Consider the following 20,716-nt stretch of genomic DNA (forward strand, 5'->3'; position numbering starts at 1 on the left):
AAAGATCAGCGTACCTGCGTAACTCCTTAAAACACCCAGCATCTCTGCCAGACATCGCAAGGACAACGCCGCCTACGCTTCCCTTCCTTCAATATCAAATTGTCAAAGAACCATTCGTTTGAAACGAATGCCGCCAAAAAGGCTGGACCAAAGACGCCTCGTTTTGCACCCGTTTCCAGGTCTTCAAAACTGATATGTCCGGTAATGTCGACGACAAGGAGCGCCAAGCGGCGGCTGCGCCGTCGATGGAGGGCGTTATACGCAGGGCCCGAACATGAGTCAACAGCGTTTGTCAAAAAAGATTCACAGAATGAAAGTGGTTCGAAATCGATAAACAAATTCAGAGCTTTGGAGCTCACCAACCATTATGTTTCAAGCCATTTACATATTTCGAAAGGGCCCATTTTTATGCCATCTCCAAAGACCTGACAGAAGGCAAAAACCCGGTAAAGGCCGGGGTAGAAAATTGACGCAATGCAGCATTCTTGAGATGGATCAAAAACTGCGAATGAAATAGATGAGACCATGTTAGAGGCAAAGCAGTCAGCGGTCCTGTTCATGAGTGCCTCGGACCAAACATGCCAAAGGTACTGTTTAGCATCGCATTAAGCAAAAAAGCCTTGAAATCACAGAACCGTCAAAATCAGGAACTAGGCACAGTATTTCGGGCGTTCTGAGGTGGGGTCACCGTGCATAAACAATTGACGTTTTAGACCAAACACTGCATGAAGCAGGATCTGGAGTGTTATGGCGATTGGCCGTATCTCCTCCTAAACTGCCGCGAGGCTCTGACCTGATTTAGAACGACCTGACACAGAGCGAATAAAGGACCGGACAGGTATAAATGCATTTTGGCCCTTTCCATAGTGCACAGGCAACGCGCATCGAACTGGGAGACGAACCTCCCCTTCGCGGCTATGAGGGCCGCAGCGGAATGTCCGACAAACGTCAGGTGTCCCTGCGCTGGCTTGCAGGCACGGTACTGACGGGTTTCACATCCCTGGTTCTTATGGGCGGCGCGCTCATGGCGGCTCTTGACGGGCAATACACCGTTGAGGCAGCGCCATCCGCAGACGCCTTTTTCGCAGGCGTTTCACTGTCGGACGGGAGCAGCAGCAAGGGCGACAGGGTCCTTAAGACCGCGGCGGAGTATTCCAGCAAGAATACAATCGACGTGAATGTTGTCGCACGTGTCGGAGACAAGGACCACATTCGCGTCAAACCCCATGTGTTCGTGAGCGCCTCGTTGGCCACGCGCAAGGATCCGGACCTCGCCGCGCTGATACCGGCGTTCAATCCGTTGAACATGTTCGCCGACAAACAGGACGATGCCTCAGGCAGCGCACTGACGGACACGGCAACCGCTCAGATCGCCGACTCGCTCTATGGTGCAAAACTGGAAAACGAAGTCAGCATCAGCCTCGCTCCCTTTCCAACGTCGAGCCCACTTATCGATATGCAAAGGACACCGTCGGAAAACGAGGTTGAATTAAGCGTGCGGGAATCCGCGCGTTCGCTCGCACTCAATTCCGTTGAGAGTGCAGCCCAGACGCTTGTCGACCCTGGCCGCTTCGACTTCAATCTTGCGCTGCAGCCTGATCTGGAAAGATACGCCGTTAGGATCACACCGGAAAACGTGTCCTTTGTCTCGAAACGCGACGAAGAGATCCGGTTTGCTGGCATGCAGGAAAACATCATCCCGATCTCGGAAGGCCAGGTCTTGAGAGACCTACTCCTCGACTATAATGCCAGCGAAGACGAGGCCGGGAAAATTGCATCGTCTTTCGCCGCTCTTTTCGGGATCACGGAACTCGAAGACGGTCAGCGCCTGCGCATAGCGTACGCGCCATCACCTGAAAATCTAGAAGAGATGCGCACGGAGCGTGTGTCGCTTTATACTGACACCGAGCATCAGGCGACAGTAGCCCGATCCGATAACGGCAATTACATCCGTGCCGAACAGCCGAGCACCTTCCTTGCAGACGCCTTCGCCGAGGCTGATCGCGTATCCTATGGCGGTCCGACGCCGGCGATCTATGACAGTCTTTATCAGACAGCGCTTGAACAGGAGATGCCCGAGGAAATCATCGATGACCTTGTGCGCATGTTCTCGTTCGACGTTGATTTCAATTCGCGGGTTCAGCCGGGAGACGCGCTTGAGCTGTTTTTCACGCCTGGCGACGACGGTTCACCGCCCAAAATCCTCTATGCAGCGCTCAACACCGGCAACACGACACGCGAGTTCTACCGGTATCGCACGCCCGACGACGGCGTGACGGATTTCTATGATGCATCCGGACAGAGTGCCAAGAAATTCCTCGTGCGCAAACCGCTGAATGGTGGGAAATTCCGGTCCGGGTTCGGAATGCGCCGGCACCCAATCCTCAAATATACCCGCATGCACCGTGGCGTGGACTGGTCGGCACCGCGTGGGACACCGATTATCGCCGCAGGAAACGGCACCGTGGTCAAGTCCGGATGGGCATCCGGTTACGGACGGCGCGTGGAGCTGCGTCACACCAACGGCTATGTCACCACCTACAGCCACATGACCGGCTTCGGGAAGGGCATCCGCGAAGGTGCGCGCGTAACCCAGGGTCAGATCATTGGATATGTCGGCTCAACGGGGCTTTCGACCGGTCCGCATCTCCACTACGAAGTTCTTGTGAATGGCCGCTATGTCGACCCTATGAGGATCAAGCTTCCCAAGGGCCGAACACTTGAAGGCGAAATGCGCACCAGCTTTGAGACCGAGCGCTACCGGGTCGAAACGCTTCTCGACCGGGCACGCAAACCGTCCCGCGTTGCCTCGGCGGTCAACTGACAATCGCACCGGGTGAATGCTTGCCCCGACACGATCAAGCCCGCGGAAACGGCAGTCCCCGCGGGCTTTTGTTTTTTCACGTTCTTTCAGGCGGTGACGCTCAGGCAGCAGCGCTTTCCGATTCGGCGACCTGGAAAATCAACCGGTCCGCACCTGCAGAAACGTCCACTGTCTGGCCGTCGAGAACATCACCGGCCAAGAGTTTTTCCGCCAGCGGATCCTGAACGTCCTTCTGAATGACCCGCTTCAGCGGACGGGCACCATAAGCCGGGTCATAGCCTTTCTGGGCCAACCAGCCGAGAGCACCGTCATCCAGGTTCAGCACAATCTTGCGGTCCGCAAGCAGAGCGCGAAGACGTTCCAGCTGTATCCTGACGATATCCGACATCTGCGAGCGCTGCAGACGGTGGAAGAGGACAATTTCATCCAGACGGTTCAGGAACTCGGGCCGGAAATGCCCGCGCACGGCTGACATGACCTCGTCCCTGACCGCATCGCTGTCCTGACCTTCGGGCTGGTTGACGAGATACTCGGCCCCCAGATTGGAGGTCATGATGATCAAGGTGTTGCGGAAGTCGACAGTCCGGCCCTGACCATCGGTCAACCGGCCGTCATCAAGGACCTGCAGCAACACGTTGAAGACATCGCCATGAGCCTTTTCGATCTCGTCGAACAACACGACCTGATAGGGCCGGCGGCGCACGGCTTCCGTAAGAGCACCACCTTCCTCGTAACCGACATAGCCGGGGGGTGCACCGATCAGCCGGGCAACGGAGTGTTTTTCCATATATTCCGACATGTCGATGCGCACCATTGCGCTGTCATCGTCGAACAGGAAGCTCGCCAGTGCCTTCGTCAGTTCCGTCTTGCCGACACCGGTCGGCCCTAAGAACATGAAAGACCCGATCGGCCGGTGCGGATCCTGAAGACCTGCCCGGGCCCTGCGGACAGCCGTCGAAACCGCATGAATGGCCTCTGCCTGACCAACCACACGATTTGCCAGCACGTCTTCCATGCGCAACAGCTTTTCCCGCTCGCCTTCCAACATCTTGTCAACCGGGATGCCGGTCCATTTCGACACGACCTGTGCGATATGAGAGGGCGAAACGGCTTCATCCACCATAGCGTCCTTGTCCTCAGACTCCTCAGCTTCGGTCAGCTGCCGCTCCAGATCCGGAACCACGCCGTAGGCCAGTTCGCCAGCCTTGGCCAGATCGCCCTGCCGCTGCGCGATTTCAAGATCCGTCCGTGCCTGCTCGAGCTGCTCCTTGATCTTCTGCTCCAGATTGAGCTTTTCTTTCTCGCCGAGCCAACGGTTCGTCAGCGCCTGCGACTGCTCTTCCAGATTGGTAAGCTCTTGCTCCAGTTTGACAAGCCGGTCACGGGAAGCATCATCGCTTTCCACTTTCAGGGCCTCGCGCTCGATCTTGAGCTGGATAATCCGGCGGTCAAGTTCATCCAGTTCTTCCGGCTTTGAATCGACCTGCATGCGCAAGCGGCTTGCCGCCTCGTCGACAAGATCGATTGCCTTGTCTGGAAGAAAGCGGTCCGTAATGTACCGGTTGGAAAGGTTAGCCGCCGAAACAATCGCAGAATCGGTAATCCGGACGCCATGATGGAGTTCGTATTTTTCCTTGATCCCACGCAGGATCGACACAGTATCCTCGACCGTCGGCTCCGTAACAAACACCGGCTGGAATCGGCGGGCCAAAGCCGCATCCTTTTCCACATGCTTACGATATTCGTCCAGCGTCGTGGCGCCGACACAGTGCAACTCTCCCCGCGCAAGTGCAGGCTTGAGCAGGTTGGAGGCGTCCATGGCTCCGTCGGCCTTGCCGGCACCGACAAGCGTATGCATCTCGTCAATGAACAGGATGATGCCGCCCGCCGCTGCCTCGACTTCAGACAGCACGGCTTTCAGCCGTTCCTCGAATTCACCGCGATATTTCGCACCGGCAATCAATGCGCCCATGTCGAGTGCGAGCAACTGCTTGTCTTTGAGAGATTCCGGGACATCACCATTCACGATCCTGAGCGCCAGGCCTTCCGCAATCGCGGTCTTGCCGACGCCGGGTTCGCCGATCAGCACGGGATTGTTCTTGGTTCTGCGCGACAGCACCTGGATCGTGCGACGGATTTCTTCGTCGCGTCCGATAACCGGGTCGAGTTTGCCGTCCCGGGCAACTTCCGTCAGGTCCCGGGCGTATTTCTTGAGAGCTTCGTACTGGTTTTCAGCCGTTGCACTATCGGCCGTCCGACCCTGACGCAGCTGATTAATGGCCTCGTTCAACGCGTTCGGCGTAACCCCGTGGCGTTTCAAAAGCTTGCCGGCCTCACTGCCGGTATCCGTAGCAAGCGCCAGCAGAAGACGCTCGACAGTGACAAAACTGTCGCCTGCCTTCTCGGCGATCTTCTCAGCCTGTTCGAAAAGCCGTGCCGTCGGCTGTGCCATATAAAGCTGGCCGGAACCGCCCGAAACCTTCGGCATCTTGTCCAGAATGCCTTCCAGATCCCCCTTGAGAGCCTTCGCCTGACCGCCCGCTCTGTCGATCAGACCGGTCGCCATGCCTTCCGGGTCATCCAGAAGAACCTTCAGAATGTGTTCAGGCGCGAACTGCTGGTGGCCCCGCCCAAGAGCAAAGGTCTGAGCGGACTGAACAAAGCCCCGCGCACGCTCAGTGTATTTTTCCAAATTCATATGTACCTCCTACCCGCTCGCACCACCCGAAGCGTGGGGAACGTTGTTGGATACGGACCCCGGTCACGGGCATCCGCGCAGCCTTCTTCAGCACTGCCCACCTAATATAGTGTTGCATTTTAATCACAAAAGGCCCGAGCACTGAAAAGCACAAAACAAAAACGGCGCCCACCAGGCGCCGTTTCCGGGTACTTCGCAGGAATGCCATGCTATTCAGTGACGGCGGCCGTTTCTGCAGGCGCGTCATCACTGGTTTTCGCGCGGCGCGTCCGTGTTGTCCGTCGCCGGGGCTTGGCCTGCTCTTCGTCTGCGCTATCGGTATTTGTCTCGCCCGCATCTGACGCGGCTTCGGACGATGCCTCAGCGTTTGTATCAGATGCAGCACGGCGCGGTGCGCGCGACCTTGGCGTGCGGGTTCTGCGGCGCGGTTTTTCGTCCGCGTCAGTGTCCTCGGCATCAGCCTTCTGCCCAGCGCCATTGACCTGTCCTTCCTGGTCAATAACGGGCATGTCTTCGATAAACGGTTGAGGACTGTTTGCATCGACGACATCGCCATCGGCATTTGCCCGTTCCTGCGACGGACGTTCAGAACCGTTCAACGGCGCACCGGATCCGTTCGGCGCCGCATTTTCAGCGGGTTCTTCGGATTCGCCACGGTTAGCCGGCTGGGTCGATGGTTGCTGCTGCGGCTGTGCGGCCGCGACAATGCGCAGATAGTGCTCTGCATGCTGGTTGTAGTTTTCGGACATCACGCGGTCGCCAGATGCCTGAGCATCTCGGGCCAGCTGCTGATACTTCTCCGCAATATGCATCGCTGTGCCGCGGATTTTCACATCAGGACCGTTTGATTCGTAAGTCCGGGTTAGCGGATTAGGACCTTTGCGGCCCCGTCCGCGCATACGCTTATTGCTTTGATTTCCTGGTCTCATCCTGCCGTTTTCTCTTGCGGAACGGCGGTCAGCGAAACACTGACCCAACATCGGAATTACTTTAAACCGATACGAAATACACACCGAAACCAACAATGCTGGTTAGCGGCTGTCTTTGAAAACACACGCAACGCATAACAGGCCACTGGCCAACGCTTTCGTCTTTCTCTTCGACAGTCCAAAACACCGGAAAGCCCGATTCGCAGCAGATTCCTTAGCGCAGATAGCGTGTTTCGTCTTCATGCTGCCGGATGCGTATGCCCCGCTAAACGCTGTTAACATCTCCGGTTTCGGCAAGTCGAACCTAACCGTTTCCGTTGCGATTTCCAAGTGCTTTTTCGCGATTGGATCAAAACAGTTGAATTATAACCGGCAAGCCGTGACCACGCGGTCGTTTCCGGAAAGATCCTTAATGATTTCAATCGCTCCAAAGGCATGATGCCGCAACTGTTTTTCCACGGGCAGGCCCTGATCATATCCGATCTCGAGCGCAATTTGCCCTCCTTTGGGCAAAAGACGCGCCGCATCGCGAACAATGGCAACATAGGCGTCCACACCGGATTCGCCGCCATCAAGCGCGAGAACAGGATCATGTCGGATGACTTCCGGATCCAGTTCGCGAAGGACATCTTTGCGGATGTAGGGTGGGTTGCTCACGATCCAGTCCGGCCCGGTTCCGGGGTTCTGCCCGAAAGCGCCGAGATAGTCGGCGCAAAGAGGATGGAAGCGCTCTTCCACCTGATGCAGTCGTGCATTTTTCTGCGCGCAACCAAGCGCTTTTTCAGAAATGTCGATCGCAACCACAAGGCTCAAGGGCAATTCAGCCAGCAGCGTCACGCCAATCACACCCGATCCGGTTCCAACATCCCAGATCATTGACGCTTTGCCCGGTGGTGTTCTTGCCAGCACCACATCAATCAGAATTTCGGTATCGGGCCTTGGTTCCAGCGTCGCCGGGTTCAGCAGAAACCTGCGACCGTAAAAGTCGCGTTCGCCGAGAACCCGTCCGACAGGCATTCCCGAGATGCGCAACTCGGCCTTTGCGAAGATGTTTTGGCTTGTGCCGTCGTCCACCTCATCGTCTTCATTGAGAACCAGAGCCGAAGTATTTATTTCCAGGACCGTGCTGACAAGGATTTTGGCATCCAAATCCGCAGTGGGCAGACCAGCGGCGCGAAACCGGTCCCGCACGTCCCGGTAAAGCTCCCCGACGCGCATCGTCAGGCGTCTTCTGAGGCAAGCAGATTGGCCTGATGGTCGACGATCAGGGCCTCGACAACTTCGTTGAGCCCGTCTCCCGCGATGATTTGCTCGAGCTTGTAAAGCGTGAGCCCGATCCTGTGGTCGGTGACGCGCCCCTGCGGAAAATTATAGGTTCGGATTCGTTCAGAGCGGTCCCCCGAACCGACCTGAAGGCGACGCGCTTCAGTTCGCTCGCTGGCTGCCCGCTCGCGTTCTTCGTCATAGATCCGGGCACGCAGCAACTGCATTGCCCTGGCCCGGTTCTTGTGCTGCGATCGTTCATCCTGAACTGCGACGACGATACCGGTCGGAAGATGCGTGATGCGGACGGCTGAGTCGGTTGTATTGACGTGCTGGCCACCCGCGCCGGACGCCCGGAACGTATCGACACGCAGATCGCTTTCTTGAACGTCGATATCCACATCCTCGGCCTGCGGCAGAACCGCAACCGTCGCCGCGGAAGTGTGAATACGTCCTCCCGATTCGGTTGCAGGAACCCGTTGAACCCGATGAACGCCCGATTCGAACTTCATCCGTGCAAAGACGTTATCGCCCGAGACGGACGCAATCACTTCCTTGAATCCGCCGACTTCTCCTTCGCTGGTTGACAGGATTTCTACCTTCCATCCCTGAAGCTCGGCGAAACGCTGATACATGCGGAAAAGATCACCGGCAAACAAGGCAGCTTCGTCGCCGCCCGTACCGGCGCGGACCTCGAGGATCGCGTCATTCGCGTCGGCCTCGTCCTTGGGAAGAAGACCAATGCGCACGTCCTGCGTCAGCTCTTCAACGCTGGCAGACAATTCGGCCTGCTCGAGTTCGGCAAGTTCGCGCATTTCAGCGTCAATGTCCGGATCCGCAATCAGGGCCTGGGCACCAGCAAGATCGTCCTCAGCCTTGATCAAGGCCCGGATTTTCGTGACCAGTGGTTCAAGACCGGCGTATTCGCGGGACAGTTTCACATAGGCTGCGGGCTCAGGTCCTGCCGACATCAGGTGTTCAATCTCGGCAAATCGGTCCAAAAGGGTATCAAGTCTGTGACGCGCCAGCATACGCGCAGGGTCTCCTAGATCCGGTCGAGGTCAGTGGCATCAACGCCCAGGACCGACATTATTTCCAACTCATCGCAACACGGTTTCGGGTGTTGCCCGTCGCGGGTATTTCGGCCTTCTCGGCTCCGAATCCCCTAGTTCGATTCACTTTCTGACATATCAGTGTCTCGAGACATCAGCTAGTGCGCACTGCGCGCGGCAACGGGCGCCTAAAGGGCGACATCCGTTTCGGCGGCAAAGCGTTTCAGCACATCGCGTATGTTGCTGTCTCCGTGGCCCGATTCCAGGCGCGGCAGCAGCCGTGCGGACAATCGACCGGTATCCAGCGTTCGCAGCATCGCCTTGACGGGTCCAAGTGCAGCCGGCGACATGGAAAGGTCGCGATAGCCGAGACCGACAAGCGCCATTGCCTCCAGCGGCCTGCCTGCCAGTTCACCGCACAAGGTGACCGGGACGTGATTGTTATGTGCGGCATCCGCGATCGATTTCAAGGCTCTCAGAAATGCAACGTTCAGGGTGTCGAACCGTTCCGCAACACGCGTGTTGCCACGATCGACCGCACAGAAAAACTGGAAAAGATCATTCGAACCGACAGAGACGAAATCGACATATGTCATCAGTTCGTCCAGCTGAAACAGGAGAGAGGGAACCTCAACCATCACCCCAAGCCGGATATTTTCGGGGACTGCGTGACCGTGGCGCCGCAGGTGCTTCATTTCCTTGTCGACAAGCGCCCTGGCGCTCAGGAACTCGCCGACCTCCGCCACCATCGGGAACATCAGCTTGAGGTCACGCCCGGCGGCCGCATGCAGAAGCGCCCTGATTTGCGTGCGCAGAACACCAGGCCTGTCGAGGCCTAGCCGGAGCGCGCGCCATCCCATGGCCGGGTTCTCTTCCTGGATCGAGCGCAAGTAGGGTAGAACCTTGTCGCCGCCGATATCCAGAGACCGGAATGTGACCGGCTTGCCATTTGCCGCATCGAGAACCTGGCTGTACTGGGCCTGCTGTTCGCGCATTCTCGGGAACGACGATGCAACCATGAACTGCAGCTCCGTCCGGAAGAGCCCGACACCGGCAGCGCCTGATTCTTCAAGATGCGGAAGATCGATGAGAAGGCCCGCATTCATCTGGAGGGAGAATTCAACGCCGTCCTTTGTGACGGAAGGTTTGCTCCGGAGCCGGCGATACTGGGCCTGGCGCCGTGCCCGGAACCTGACTTTTTCGGCATAGGCGTTTTCAAGGTCGACAGCCGGCCGAAGGTGAATTTCGCCCGTATCGCCATCGACGATGATGGCGTCGCCGGCATCCGCCAGGCTAACGATGTCATCTACAAGCCCGACCGTTGGAATGCCAAGTGCCCGGGCGACGATGGTAACGTGACTGGTAGGACCGCCTTCCTCGAGGATCAGGCCCCGTATCCGGTCCCGCCCATAATCGAGCAGCTCCGCCGCGCCCATGTTGCGGCCCACAATGATCGCGTCTTGTGGCAAGTCTCCGGTCCCGGGGCCATGCTCGCGCCCCATCAACTCGCGGATCAGCCGGTGCGCCAGGTCGTCCAGGTCATGCAGGCGTTCGCGCAAGTAAGGATCCGTTTGCCGCAGCATTCGCGCCCGCGTGTCACTCTGGACCTTTTCCACCGCCGCTTCGGCGGTCAGCCCGTTTTTGATCGCGTCCTCTATCTTGCGGATCCAGCCACGGTCATAGGCGAACATGCGGTAGGCTTCGAGAACTTCGCGGTGTTCGCCCGTTGCCGCAATTTCACCGCTTGCCAGCAAATCATCGATCGAAAGCCTGAGCCGGTTGATCGCGCCTTCCAGACGGGCGGTCTCCTGATCGGTGTCTTCCGCAATCAGATTTGTGACGACAACGCGCGGTTCGTGAAGAACCACATGACCAAGGCCAACGCCTTCCGACAGTCCAGATCCCGTTGCCGTAATCGGCCTCGACAAATCCAGGCCCGTCGCCTCCTGCGCGATCGCTTCCAGTTCCCCGGCGGCCACCATTTCGGCGATTACCATCGCGGTGGTCTGAAGCGCTTCGACTTCGTCTTCCAGGTATGTCCGGTGCGACTGGTTCTGAACCACAAGCACCCCCAGCGTCCGGCCTGCACGCAGGATCGGGACACCGAGGAACGAATTGTAGGCTTCTTCGCCAGTCTCAGGCAGGTAGGCAAAGCCGGGGTGGGCGCTGGCGTTTGGCAGGTTCAGGGGACGGGCTTCGGCCGCGATCAAACCGACGAGACCCTGGCCGACGCGCAGCGAGGCATTATGCACCGCTTCTCTGTTCAGACCTTCGGTCGCATAAAGCTCAAGAACGCCATCCGCACGCAGTATGTAAACCGAACACACTTCTGCGACGACATTCGAGGCGATCAGCACGACAATCTTGTCGAGTCGCTCTTGCGCCGTAATCGGTTCCGCCATGACTTCGCGGAGCCTGCGGAGCAATAGGCGCGGTCCGGCTAGGTTGCTGCGCATTGCGCCCCCGTCTGAATTCCGCTTCAGGCACGCTCCCGTACCATACCTGTAGGAGCCGCCCGCCGGTTAAACTATCCGTCTAACCCGTATAGCGAATGGAGAGTCCGCACCGCAAGTTCCGCGTAGGCAGAATCAATCAGTACGGAAATTTTGATTTCAGAGGTCGTGATCGCCCGAATGTTGATGCCTTTGGACGCAAGGCCTTTGAAACACTGCGCAGCGACACCTGCATGCGACCGCATCCCGATGCCGATCACCGATACCTTGACGACGTCGATCGCCCCTTCAACATTCTGGAAGCCGATTTCCTCGCGGTTGTCGTCCAGAACCTTCTTGGCGCGTTCAAAATCGCCTTCCGGAACAGTGAAGGTGATGTCCGTCGTCTTGCCGTCCGGTGATATGTTCTGAACGATCATATCCACGTTGATATGGGCGTCGGCCAGCGGGCCGAACACGGATTCGGCGACGCCTGGCTTGTCGGCCACGTCACGGAGAGAGATCTGAGCTTCGTCCTTGGCATATGCTATGCCGGTGACAACCTGCTGTTCCACGAGTTCATCCTCGTCGCAAATAAGGGTACCAATCGGAAGACCGTCTTTTCCGGCCTGAGGCGCATCCGGGTCGTCGAAGCTGGAGCGCACGAACGTCCTGACATTATGGACCATCGCCATCTCGACGGATCGGACCTGAAGAACTTTCGCGCCGAGCGATGCCATTTCAAGCATTTCCTCGAACGAGACACGTTCCAGACGTTGCGCCTTGGGAACGATCCGCGGGTCGGTCGTGTAGACCCCATCGACATCTGTATAAATATCGCAGCGGTCGGCCTCAATGGCCGCGGCAATTGCCACCGCGCTCGTGTCCGACCCACCGCGACCCAGAGTCGCGATCCGGTTGTCCGGAGAAATTCCCTGGAATCCGGCAAGCACGGCAACCTGGCCCTGCTCCAGCCGTTCAGTCAGAAAACCGCCGTCTATCTCGCGAATACGGGCTGCGCCATGGTTCTCGTCCGTCTTGATCGGAACCTGCCAGCCCTGCCAGGAGCGCGCGTTCACGCCCATGTGCTGCAGCACGATCGCCAAAAGGCCGGATGTCACCTGCTCACCGGATGCAACGACTGCATCATACTCCCGCGCATCGTGAAGAGGTGATGCGTCACGGCAGAACTCCACCAGCTTGTTGGTCTGTCCGGCCATCGCCGAAACGACCACAGCAACCTGATGGCCGGCTTCCACTTCCCGTTTGACATGGCGGGCAACGTTTCGAATGCGATCAAGATCGGCAACCGAAGTCCCCCCAAATTTTAAAACCAGTCGGGCCATACCACTCGTATTCTGTTTGTCGTGTCTTGAAGCGCTGCACGCTCCGCCAGGATCGGCGCACATGCATACAGGCTGCGATGCGTTGCTGCAACTCCGCGCAAGCTGCGCTTACTTGACATATGGTCAAAGACACTGAACGACAGCTAAACAATGGACCCGCTCAACATATGGCAGCGTCAGGCTTAGGAAGGATCGTCCGATGACAGGCAAGGCTCAACAGACCAAAGGCACGATCGACGAGGACGAGGTTGCCCGCTTCTCGGCAATGGCCGACCAGTGGTGGGATCCGACTGGAAAGTTCAAACCCTTGCATAAATTCAATCCGGTTCGCCTGGCTTACATCAAGCAGGAAGTCTGCCGGCAGTTCGATCGGGACCCGAAGGCGGCCGATGCGTTCAAAGGCCTGCGGTTTCTGGACATCGGCTGCGGCGGCGGACTTTTGAGTGAGCCGATGGCGCGCCTTGGTGCGGACGTCGTGGGCGCAGATCCTTCCGAAACGAATATCAAGATCGCCAGGCTGCACATGGAAAGTTCAGGCCTGGAGATAGACTACCGGGCGCAAACTGCTGAAGATCTTGCTGCTGCGGGTGAAACATTCGATGTCGTCCTGAACATGGAAGTGGTCGAGCATGTGGCAGATGTGCCCCTGTTTCTCGAGGCGACCAGCAGCATGGTGCGCCCGGGCGGCCTCATGTTCATTGCGACCATCAACCGCACGCTTAAGGCATATGCTCTGGCAATCGTCGGCGCGGAATACGTCCTGCGCTGGCTGCCCAAAGGCACCCATTCCTATGAGAAGCTGGTGCGACCTTCTGAGATTGAGGGTCCTTTGAATTTAGCGGGTCTGAACATAATCGACCGCTCGGGTGTGAGCTATAATCCGGTCACAGATGTATGGTCCCGCTCCCGCGACATGGATGTGAACTACATGTTGCTCGCCGAACGAGCAGACCGGACTTGACGGCCGATCCAATTGTTTTCGTGCCGGGTTTGTTATGCACCGAGGCGCTTTTTGCTCCTCAGATCACTGCCCTTGCGGATCACCCGATCATGGTCGCAAACATCGGGGACGACGTCAGTATTGGTGCTGTCGCCGCACGCCTGCTTGACGCCGCACCGGATCGCTTTGCGCTCATCGGTCTGTCGATGGGCGGCTATATCGCGATGGAAGTTATGCGGGTTGCGCCAGAACGGGTCAGCAAACTTTCGCTTTTGAACACGTCCGCACGCGCGGACACGAACGAACAGTCAAGACGCCGAAATACGCTCGTCAGACTGGCGACCGAAAAGAGCTTCGAAAAGATCCCCGATCTCCTTTTTCCGGGCTTCGTACATGAGAAAAACGAGAGTTGCGCAACCTTGAGATCGGTCGTTGTGGAAATGGCCACCCAAACCGGTCCGGATGCTTTCGTTCGACAACAACGCGCAATCGCCGCCAGGATCGACTCCAGACCCTCTTTGACCGACATCGATTGCCCGACGCTCGTGCTGACAGGTGACGGTGATCGCTTGCTGTCACCGGACCTTTCAGCCGAAATTCACGAGCTGATCCCGAACAGCCATATGGTGACGATTCAGAACTGCGGGCATCTGTCCACTTTGGAAGCCCCTCAAAGAGTAATTGCGGAACTCAGTGCCTTCCTTAACTCCACATAAGGTCGACGGGAGATTTGTTCCGTTTTTGAAAAGACGAGGTGAAATTTTTTGATCCCTGTCAATGATCCGTCTTGCAGCGCAGTTAGAATTACCGCACGCTGATTGAGAGCTAGTCAGCACGAGCTGAAGATGCTCTGAGCTCAAACGCTGGCCCGCGAGGACGCGGCCCGGCGCAGTGTGAGCTCACATCGCTTGTAACGCAACCAAGCGGAGGACCCCTCATGCCGACCAAACGCAACACCGGAGCATTCGATTTCACTGCATTGAAAGTTGATTGGCCCATGCCCGCTTTCACAAACTGGGCCTTTGCCGAACGCGAGGACCGGATGGAGGCCAAGGCAGTCGCCAGTTTCCAGAAAATGGGCAACACAATGTGGTCGCACGCGGAAAAGGCGTTCGACGACCACATGGAATTTGTCAGCCATCGCCTGCATGAAGACTTCGAATGCGCAAAATCCCTGAGCCAGTGTGTCGCGCCTGAGCAGACAATGGCGACGCTTCAGGCCTTCTATTCAAAAATGGCTACGGAATATCAGGACCACTTCGAAAAACAGGCCGCACTTTTCAGGATCAGCGTGAGCGAAAACGCTGCTGCGGTGGAAGAACTCAACGAAACGGCGCTGGAAAGCGTCGGTGAGCTGGGCAAGGCCGCCGAAGAAAGTCTGATAGACAAGAAACCGGCTGCCCCAAAGACACGCTCACGTCGCACGGCCTCTGAGAAGAGCTGAGAACAGCTCAAATCCTGACGGAACAAGATCGCACGCTACGCGCGCCGTGTAAGCGATTGATGTACGAGATCAGTTCTTGTCTTCTGGAAGTTCTGGCAGCGGAAAGACGGAAATACCTTCGTCAAGAAGTTCCGCTGCATCTTTCGGCGTTGTTTCACCGTAAATACTTCTTTCTTCCGACTCGCCGAAATGTATCTTACGCGCTTCGGAGGCGAAATCGGTGCCGACGTTTTCGGAGTTCTCGATGATCTTGGAACGTACCTGCCGTAGGGTTTCCAGGATCTCTTTCTGCTGAACATCCGTCGGAAGAAGCGCGTTGGGTTGAGGCGCAGGACTAACCGGACTTGCTGCTGCGGATTTTGCCTGCAGCGACGCCGTATTGGCTGCGGCAGTCTCGGCAACTTGCGACGGGACGAGCTTTTCCTTACGGCGGGAGGTGGACACGGCCGGCGCCATCAGCCCTTTTTCAACTGTCATCGATCCGCAGACGGGACAAGCGACAAGCATACGCTCGCGCTGGGACTCAAAATCTTCGGAATTCCGGAACCAGCCCTCGAAACCGTGTTTGGCATCGCAAACAAGCGAGTACTTGATCAAGCCGGTTCCTCCTTAAGTGTCCTGGTTACCTTGCATGCGAACTGGCGTTCGTTTGCAATCGCGGGAATGCGGGAGCGTGCCTTTTCAACGGCTTGCTTGTCAATCTCCGCGAGAACATACCCGGGTTCTTCACCGTCCAGTTCCGCAATGATCTTGCCCCAAGGGTCCACGACAATGCTGTGCCCGTAGGTTTCACGCCCGTCTTCGTGGGCACCCCCCTGCGCCGCCGAAACGACATATGCGCCGTTTTCGATCGCGCGGGCGCGCTGTAGCACATGCCAGTGGGCTTTGCCAGTCTGCCGCGTGAACGCCGCCGGCGCTGTCAGTATTTCCGCACCCAGGCGCGATTGCCCGCGAAAAATCTCCGGGAAACGGACATCGTAACAAATCGCCATGCCCAGTTTGATGCTGCCCAGATCGGCAACCAAGGACTCGTTTCCGGGTTCATAGGTTGCCGATTCCCGCCAGCTTTCGCCATTCGGCAGGTCGACATCGAACATGTGGATCTTGTCGTAGCGGACAGCGACCTTGCCATCCGGTCCTATCAGAACGCCCCTGTTTGCGACTTTCCCGTTTTCCAAAAGAACCGCGAGCGAACCGATATGAAGATGCACGTTAAGTTCCGACGCAACCCGACAGCCCATCTGAAGGAACATGTCCTCGGGCAGCACCGATATGCGTTCGAGCAGTTCGCCACGGCTGCGGACAAGGACATTCGACATTTCAGGTGTCTGAATGTAGCTCGCGCCCTCGGCCGCTGCGGCCCTGATCAGGTTTTCCGCCTTTTCCGTATTCACCGGGATGGACTTGCAGCTCCGCAACTGAATGCAAGCCGCAACAAGGGTGGCCATTCGATCGCCTCACGGTCCGTGAAAGAGTGTGATTGATCCGACACTTAATCAGGAAGACAGCAAGGCGTCCAGTTTGCCCTGATGCTCAAGGTCGTGCAGGTCATCGCACCCACCCACATGCGTCTGGCCGATAAAGATCTGCGGGAACGTGGAGCGCCCGTTTGCTTTCTGGATCATCTGCTTGCGGAGGCCACCGTCAAAAGTCGCGTCATATTCCTTGTAGGCAACACCCTTTTTGTCGAGCAGTCGCTTGGCAGCGGTGCAAAACCCGCACAATTGGCGGGTGTAGATTTCCACCTTTGGCATCGGTCGGATCCTTTTCCAAATCATTTGCCGCTGGCATCAACGGCGTCAATCAAAGTCGGGCGATATATGCGTGCCGTTTATGGAAACACAAGCGGGAATGAAGTTCGTCAGAGAATTGCCGTCTCCTCCTGGTCACTTCTTGAAGGATCCGCCAACGCGAAAGTAAGCACGTCGACCGAGGAGGCCCCCGCACTCAGAAGGGTTTTTGTGCAGGCGGCAATTGTCGACCCTGTCGTCATCACGTCATCGATCAAAACAACGTGACGGCCATCCAGATCACCTGAGCGTCCTGCCGCAATCCGGAAGGCTGACCGGACATTCTTCTGGCGTTCCTTGGCCGTGAGCCCCACTTGCTGCCTTGTTCGTTTGTGCCGCGTCAGCAGGTCTGGCTCATAGGCGGCACCACATTCCTTGGCGATCACCTGGGCAAGTGCGGCGGATTGGTTGAAACGTCTGGAAAGGAGCCGCAGCCAGTGCAGCGGCACCGGTATAATCAGACTGTCTGGGCTCAAAAACTCCCGTCCGGCGGACACCATCCATTTTCCCATGGGCCGGGCCAGTTCGCGCCGACCGCCAAATTTGAATGCCAGCACGAGGCTCTGCGCCGATCCTTCGTAAAAGGCGACGGATCTCAAACGGTCGAATACCGGTGGTGATGCAATCGCGCGCGGGCTCCACGCCTCTTCGCCGACATCGTAGGAAAACGGGATGCCAAGCCGGTGACAAACCGGTTTTTCAATGAAAGGCATACTGTTCCAGCACACCGGGCAAAGCCCGTCTTCCGAGCCGACGCGGGTGTCGCAGCACATGCACCGCAGGGGCAGAAGCACATTCAGAACACCGCGCGCAGTCGCCGATGGAACGTGGGCAAGTTTTTCGCGCAGGGAAATCAACAAACAAATCCTGAACAGCAAAACATGAAAAAACAACCTATAAGTGTTTTCGCAAGAATAAAACCAATTTTGTTTCGAGGACGATTTTGACCTGAAAACGCAACTGTCCTAAGTGACGGATCACTCGACTTGACAACGCTGAGTTACTAAGTGAGCGCACAACCCAAACTTTTTGATCGCGATTTGTTCAGAATGAGACGCGAGCGCGCCTTGCGGCTTGCAGCACCTGGCGCAGACTTTCTTCTCGCTGAGGTCGCGCATGACCTTGAGGACAGGCTGCGCCTTGTGAGCCGCAGGTTTCAGACCGCCGTCGATCTCGGCGGCCACACTGGCCTGATCTCAAAGGCTATCTCCGGCTCGGGAAAAGCGGAGAGGACAATCAGGGCGGACCTTTTCTTTCCGGACCCCTCTTTGCCATCCCCGGATCTGGTATGCGACGACGCCTACATTCCGCTCAAACCGCAATCCTGCGACCTGATCGTGTCTGCATTGACACTTCACGCGGTCAACGACCTGCCCGGCAGCCTGGTGCAAATCAGGCGTTCTCTTGCACCGGATGGCCTCTTTCTGGCCGTGATACCGGGGGCGGGTACGCTGACTGAATTGCGAGACAGCCTGACGAGGGCAGAACTTGAATGCACCGGCGGCGCCGCCGCACGGGTGCTTCCGTTCGCCGACACGCGTGATCTCGGCAGCTTGCTGCAACGTGCCGGGTTTGCGCTGCCTGTCACGGATCTTGATACGCTTACTGTGCGCTACGACAACATGTTCGCGCTCTTGAAAGATCTGCGCAATACGGGCGCAACGTCGATCCTGAGCCAGACGGCCAGGCACCCTCTATCAAGGACAACACTTCTTAGGGCGGCAGAGATTTACGCTGAAAACCACGCTGACGGTGATGGCCGCATTAGGGCAAGTTTTGCCTTGGTAACCCTGTCGGGGTGGGCCCCGCACGAAAGTCAACAAAAGCCACTCAGTCCCGGATCGGCGAAGTCAAGGCTGGCTGACGCATTGGGAGTAAAAGAACAAAAGGTCTAGTGCTCAGACGGTGCGAGCACAGAGTGTCAATCAATGTGACCGGTGCTCACTTATTCCTTGGTTGAATCGTCGAGCGTGCTGGAGATTTTTCCAAAGACATCATCGCGCATTGTTGTGCCGATCGGGCCAAGCCCGAGGATGATGATTGTCCCGAGCAGGGCGACAATCATTCCATACTCCATGGTCGTCGCACCGCTTCTGTCTTTCAAAAATCGGGTTGTCAGCCGTTTGACCGATCCGTCTTTCTTTTGCTCTTTTTTCAATTCAAACGCTCCCGCCCCGCCTGGGACTGTTGCCTTGCTACCTTACACCGCGTCGATCAGATGTGGGATGAGAGGCTCGTCTGCTGCCGGCATCGGATAGTCTCTCAGTCTGATCGCGCGCACCCACTTCAGGGCCTGGTTTTCCTTACCCATAGGAACACCCTCCCACCTGCGGCAAATGTAAAGTGGCATGAGCAAATGAAAATCTTCATAAGTGTGACTTGCAAAAGTCAGGGGGGCCAAACATGCTTCGTTAACCTCGATTCCGAGCTCTTCACCAAGTTCCCGGATAAGGGTTTCCTCCGGTCGTTCGCCGGCTTCGACTTTCCCCCCCGGAAATTCCCACAATCCTGCCATTGATTTGCCTTCAGGGCGCTGTGCGAGCAGTATTCTGCCGTCAACGTCCACGAGTGCGCAGGCCGCGACAAGCACGATCTTGGTCATTGCAAATGGTCCAGTTCTAGAATGCACCGCAGGAATTTGTTAAGCACCTTCGGCATTGCCCTGTCAGAAATGCGGAATTTAATCAGCTGCGATAGTCGCCGTTGATCGCGACATATTCCTTTGTCAGGTCGCAGGTCCAAACGGTTGCGTGACCTTCACCAAGTCCGAGATCCACACGGATGGAGATATTTTCAGCCTTCATCACCGCTGATGCGGCCTCTTCGCTGTAGTCGGGATCCCGTTCGCCATCAACAGCGACGCGCACATCACCAAACCAGATCGCCAGCTTGTCCCGGTCGGCGGGTTCACCGGCCTTCCCGACAGCCATGACAACGCGGCCCCAGTTCGCATCCTCGCCTGCAACGGCAGTTTTCACCAGAGGTGAATTCGCGATCGAAAGCGCGATGGTTTTCGCGGAGACATCGCTCTCGGCCCGTTCGACACTGATTTCGACAAGCTTCCGCGCACCTTCACCATCGCGCACGATTTGCTGGGCCAGATCCTGCATGACGTCCCTCAGGGATGCCCGCAGCACATCCACTCTCGGGTCTTCCATCGTCAGCACGGGGGCAATACCGCACGCTTCCGCGGCACCTGTCGCAAACAAAAGAACGGTGTCAGAAGTCGAGGTATCGCTGTCGACGGTTATGGCATTGAAGCTGCCGCCGGTTTCTCCGCTCAAGAGAGCCTGCAACACATTTTGGGAAATCGCCGCATCCGTGAAGATGAAGGACAGCATGGTCGCCATGTCGGGCGCAATCATGCCGGCGCCTTTTGCGATCCCGCTGATCGTCACGGATTGGCCGTCCAGATCGATGCTGCTCGTGGCAACCTTCGGATAGGTGTCCGTCGTCATGATCGCCTTGGCCGCTTCCAGCCAGGCGCCCGCATCCTGATCCGTGCACAGACCGTCGACGACCTTTTCGAATTTCTCCGCCGGAAGCGATTCGCCGATCACGCCCGTCGACGCCAGAAAAACCTCGTCGACGGAACAACCGAGAGCCTTTGAAACAATGTCGGCGGACAAATCGACGGCAGCCCTGCCCTTTTTCCCGGTAAAGGCGTTCGCATTGCCGGAATTGACGAGAAGCGCACGCGCTGTCCCGCCTTCAAGCCGTTCTTTGCACCAGTCGACGGGAGCGGACGAACAGCGAGACTTGGTGAAAACGCCCGCAACCGTAGTGCCTTCGGCAAGAGTTGCGAGCAAGACATCTGTCCGGCCTGCATATTTAAGGCCCGCTGCCGCAGTTGAAAACTGAACGCCGGCAATCTCCGGCATGTCGGGGTAGTACTTTGGAGCGAGCGGTGAAACGGTCGTCGACATGACAGCTGTCCCGGTTGTTTGAACTTTCAGGTGTCCTTAAGCAGCGGATCTGGCAAGCGCAAGTCTTTTCCA

18 protein-coding genes are annotated in these 20,716 nt (G+C 57.3%); 5 read left to right on the forward strand and 13 right to left on the reverse strand.

What is annotated here, in order from left to right:
• The first annotated feature begins 844 nt into the window (after positions 1–844).
• Positions 845–2,824 carry a peptidoglycan DD-metalloendopeptidase family protein gene (locus tag ABVF61_RS25910; RefSeq protein ID WP_353996506.1) on the forward strand — a complete coding sequence of 660 codons (1,980 nt, stop codon included), beginning with the start codon at positions 845–847 and terminating at the stop codon, positions 2,822–2,824.
• A 100-nt stretch (positions 2,825–2,924) separates the two neighbouring features.
• On the opposite strand, the gene clpB is transcribed toward ABVF61_RS25910, so the two are convergent.
• The 6 genes from clpB to ABVF61_RS25940 all read right to left on the reverse strand — a co-directional run bounded on the left by clpB (position 2,925) and on the right by ABVF61_RS25940 (position 12,544).
• The gene (clpB, locus tag ABVF61_RS25915) at positions 2,925–5,522 is read right to left on the reverse strand and encodes an ATP-dependent chaperone ClpB (RefSeq protein ID WP_353996507.1); all 2,598 of its coding nucleotides are present in this window, start codon (positions 5,520–5,522) and stop codon (positions 2,925–2,927) included.
• A gap of 209 nt (positions 5,523–5,731) precedes the next feature.
• Positions 5,732–6,502: a DUF4167 domain-containing protein gene (locus ABVF61_RS25920; protein WP_353996508.1), complete on the reverse strand. Its 771-nt coding sequence runs from the start codon at positions 6,500–6,502 to the stop codon at positions 5,732–5,734.
• Positions 6,503–6,814: 312 nt separating this feature from the next.
• Positions 6,815–7,669, reverse strand: coding sequence for a peptide chain release factor N(5)-glutamine methyltransferase (gene prmC, locus ABVF61_RS25925; RefSeq protein ID WP_353996509.1), 855 nt, complete (start codon positions 7,667–7,669; stop codon positions 6,815–6,817).
• A gap of 2 nt (positions 7,670–7,671) precedes the next feature.
• Complete coding sequence (gene prfA, locus ABVF61_RS25930) at positions 7,672–8,745, reverse strand: peptide chain release factor 1 (protein ID WP_353996510.1); 1,074 nt, start codon at positions 8,743–8,745, stop codon at positions 7,672–7,674.
• Between the two features lie 209 nt (positions 8,746–8,954).
• Entirely contained in the window at positions 8,955–11,222 is a 2,268-nt protein-coding gene (ptsP, locus tag ABVF61_RS25935; RefSeq protein WP_353996511.1) for a phosphoenolpyruvate--protein phosphotransferase, read from the reverse strand.
• 71 nt (positions 11,223–11,293) lie between these two features.
• Positions 11,294–12,544, reverse strand: coding sequence for an aspartate kinase (locus tag ABVF61_RS25940; RefSeq protein ID WP_353996512.1), 1,251 nt, complete (start codon positions 12,542–12,544; stop codon positions 11,294–11,296).
• A gap of 199 nt (positions 12,545–12,743) precedes the next feature.
• On the opposite strand from ABVF61_RS25940, the gene ubiG reads away from it, so the two are divergent.
• From ubiG to ABVF61_RS25955, 3 genes are all read left to right on the forward strand, one after another.
• Positions 12,744–13,505: a bifunctional 2-polyprenyl-6-hydroxyphenol methylase/3-demethylubiquinol 3-O-methyltransferase UbiG gene (gene ubiG / locus ABVF61_RS25945; RefSeq protein WP_353996513.1), complete on the forward strand. Its 762-nt coding sequence runs from the start codon at positions 12,744–12,746 to the stop codon at positions 13,503–13,505.
• Positions 13,502–14,200 (forward strand): alpha/beta fold hydrolase, encoded by a 699-nt coding sequence (locus ABVF61_RS25950; RefSeq protein WP_353996514.1) that lies wholly within the window; start codon positions 13,502–13,504, stop codon positions 14,198–14,200. The genes ubiG and ABVF61_RS25950 overlap by 4 nt, the downstream gene beginning before the upstream one ends.
• A gap of 221 nt (positions 14,201–14,421) precedes the next feature.
• Entirely contained in the window at positions 14,422–14,928 is a 507-nt protein-coding gene (locus ABVF61_RS25955; RefSeq protein ID WP_353996515.1) for a hypothetical protein, read from the forward strand.
• Positions 14,929–14,997: 69 nt separating this feature from the next.
• On the opposite strand, the gene ABVF61_RS25960 is transcribed toward ABVF61_RS25955, so the two are convergent.
• From ABVF61_RS25960 to ABVF61_RS25975, 4 genes are all read right to left on the reverse strand, one after another.
• The gene (locus ABVF61_RS25960; protein ID WP_353996516.1) at positions 14,998–15,525 is read right to left on the reverse strand and encodes a DUF1178 family protein; all 528 of its coding nucleotides are present in this window, start codon (positions 15,523–15,525) and stop codon (positions 14,998–15,000) included.
• Positions 15,522–16,376, reverse strand: a complete 855-nt coding sequence (locus ABVF61_RS25965) for a carbon-nitrogen hydrolase family protein (protein ID WP_353996517.1) — start codon at positions 16,374–16,376, stop codon at positions 15,522–15,524. Before ABVF61_RS25965 ends, ABVF61_RS25960 begins: the two co-directional genes overlap by 4 nt.
• A 48-nt stretch (positions 16,377–16,424) precedes the next feature.
• Positions 16,425–16,682, reverse strand: coding sequence for a glutaredoxin 3 (grxC, locus tag ABVF61_RS25970; RefSeq protein ID WP_353996518.1), 258 nt, complete (start codon positions 16,680–16,682; stop codon positions 16,425–16,427).
• Positions 16,683–16,789: 107 nt separating this feature from the next.
• Complete coding sequence (locus ABVF61_RS25975) at positions 16,790–17,575, reverse strand: ComF family protein (RefSeq protein WP_353996519.1); 786 nt, start codon at positions 17,573–17,575, stop codon at positions 16,790–16,792.
• A 150-nt stretch (positions 17,576–17,725) separates the two neighbouring features.
• Between ABVF61_RS25975 and ABVF61_RS25980 the strand changes: the two genes are divergently transcribed.
• The gene (locus ABVF61_RS25980; RefSeq protein WP_502950020.1) at positions 17,726–18,613 is read left to right on the forward strand and encodes a class I SAM-dependent methyltransferase; all 888 of its coding nucleotides are present in this window, start codon (positions 17,726–17,728) and stop codon (positions 18,611–18,613) included.
• 50 nt (positions 18,614–18,663) lie between these two features.
• Here ABVF61_RS25980 and ABVF61_RS25985 read toward each other — a convergent pair whose 3' ends face one another.
• The 3 genes from ABVF61_RS25985 to argJ all read right to left on the reverse strand — a co-directional run bounded on the left by ABVF61_RS25985 (position 18,664) and on the right by argJ (position 20,644).
• Entirely contained in the window at positions 18,664–18,876 is a 213-nt protein-coding gene (locus ABVF61_RS25985; RefSeq protein ID WP_353996521.1) for a Flp family type IVb pilin, read from the reverse strand.
• Positions 18,877–18,918: 42 nt separating this feature from the next.
• Entirely contained in the window at positions 18,919–19,320 is a 402-nt protein-coding gene (locus ABVF61_RS25990; protein ID WP_353996522.1) for a (deoxy)nucleoside triphosphate pyrophosphohydrolase, read from the reverse strand.
• An 82-nt stretch (positions 19,321–19,402) separates the two neighbouring features.
• Positions 19,403–20,644 (reverse strand): bifunctional glutamate N-acetyltransferase/amino-acid acetyltransferase ArgJ, encoded by a 1,242-nt coding sequence (gene argJ, locus ABVF61_RS25995; protein ID WP_353996523.1) that lies wholly within the window; start codon positions 20,642–20,644, stop codon positions 19,403–19,405.
• Between the last annotated feature and the right edge of the window lie 72 nt (positions 20,645–20,716).

Origin of the sequence: Roseibium sp. HPY-6 (assembly GCF_040530035.1) — a bacterium.
GTDB lineage: Bacteria > Pseudomonadota > Alphaproteobacteria > Rhizobiales > Stappiaceae > Roseibium.

Excerpts from the sequence above, each read along its gene's own strand:
- ABVF61_RS25940 (WP_353996512.1), bottom strand. The coding sequence starts at position 12,544 with ATGGCCCGACTGGTTTTAAAATTTGGGGGGACTTCGGTTGCCGATCTT.
- argJ (WP_353996523.1), bottom strand. The coding sequence starts at position 20,644 with ATGTCGACGACCGTTTCACCGCTCGCTCCAAAGTACTACCCCGACATG.
- prfA (WP_353996510.1), bottom strand. The coding sequence starts at position 8,745 with ATGCTGGCGCGTCACAGACTTGATACCCTTTTGGACCGATTTGCCGAG.
- ABVF61_RS25920 (WP_353996508.1), bottom strand. The coding sequence starts at position 6,502 with ATGTTGGGTCAGTGTTTCGCTGACCGCCGTTCCGCAAGAGAAAACGGC.
- ptsP (WP_353996511.1), bottom strand. The coding sequence starts at position 11,222 with ATGCGCAGCAACCTAGCCGGACCGCGCCTATTGCTCCGCAGGCTCCGC.
- grxC (WP_353996518.1), bottom strand. The coding sequence starts at position 16,682 with ATGCCAAAGGTGGAAATCTACACCCGCCAATTGTGCGGGTTTTGCACC.
- ABVF61_RS25955 (WP_353996515.1), top strand. The coding sequence starts at position 14,422 with ATGCCGACCAAACGCAACACCGGAGCATTCGATTTCACTGCATTGAAA.
- ABVF61_RS25910 (WP_353996506.1), top strand. The coding sequence starts at position 845 with ATGCATTTTGGCCCTTTCCATAGTGCACAGGCAACGCGCATCGAACTG.
- ubiG (WP_353996513.1), top strand. The coding sequence starts at position 12,744 with ATGACAGGCAAGGCTCAACAGACCAAAGGCACGATCGACGAGGACGAG.
- ABVF61_RS25990 (WP_353996522.1), bottom strand. The coding sequence starts at position 19,320 with ATGACCAAGATCGTGCTTGTCGCGGCCTGCGCACTCGTGGACGTTGAC.
- prmC (WP_353996509.1), bottom strand. The coding sequence starts at position 7,669 with ATGCGCGTCGGGGAGCTTTACCGGGACGTGCGGGACCGGTTTCGCGCC.
- ABVF61_RS25965 (WP_353996517.1), bottom strand. The coding sequence starts at position 16,376 with ATGGCCACCCTTGTTGCGGCTTGCATTCAGTTGCGGAGCTGCAAGTCC.
- clpB (WP_353996507.1), bottom strand. The coding sequence starts at position 5,522 with ATGAATTTGGAAAAATACACTGAGCGTGCGCGGGGCTTTGTTCAGTCC.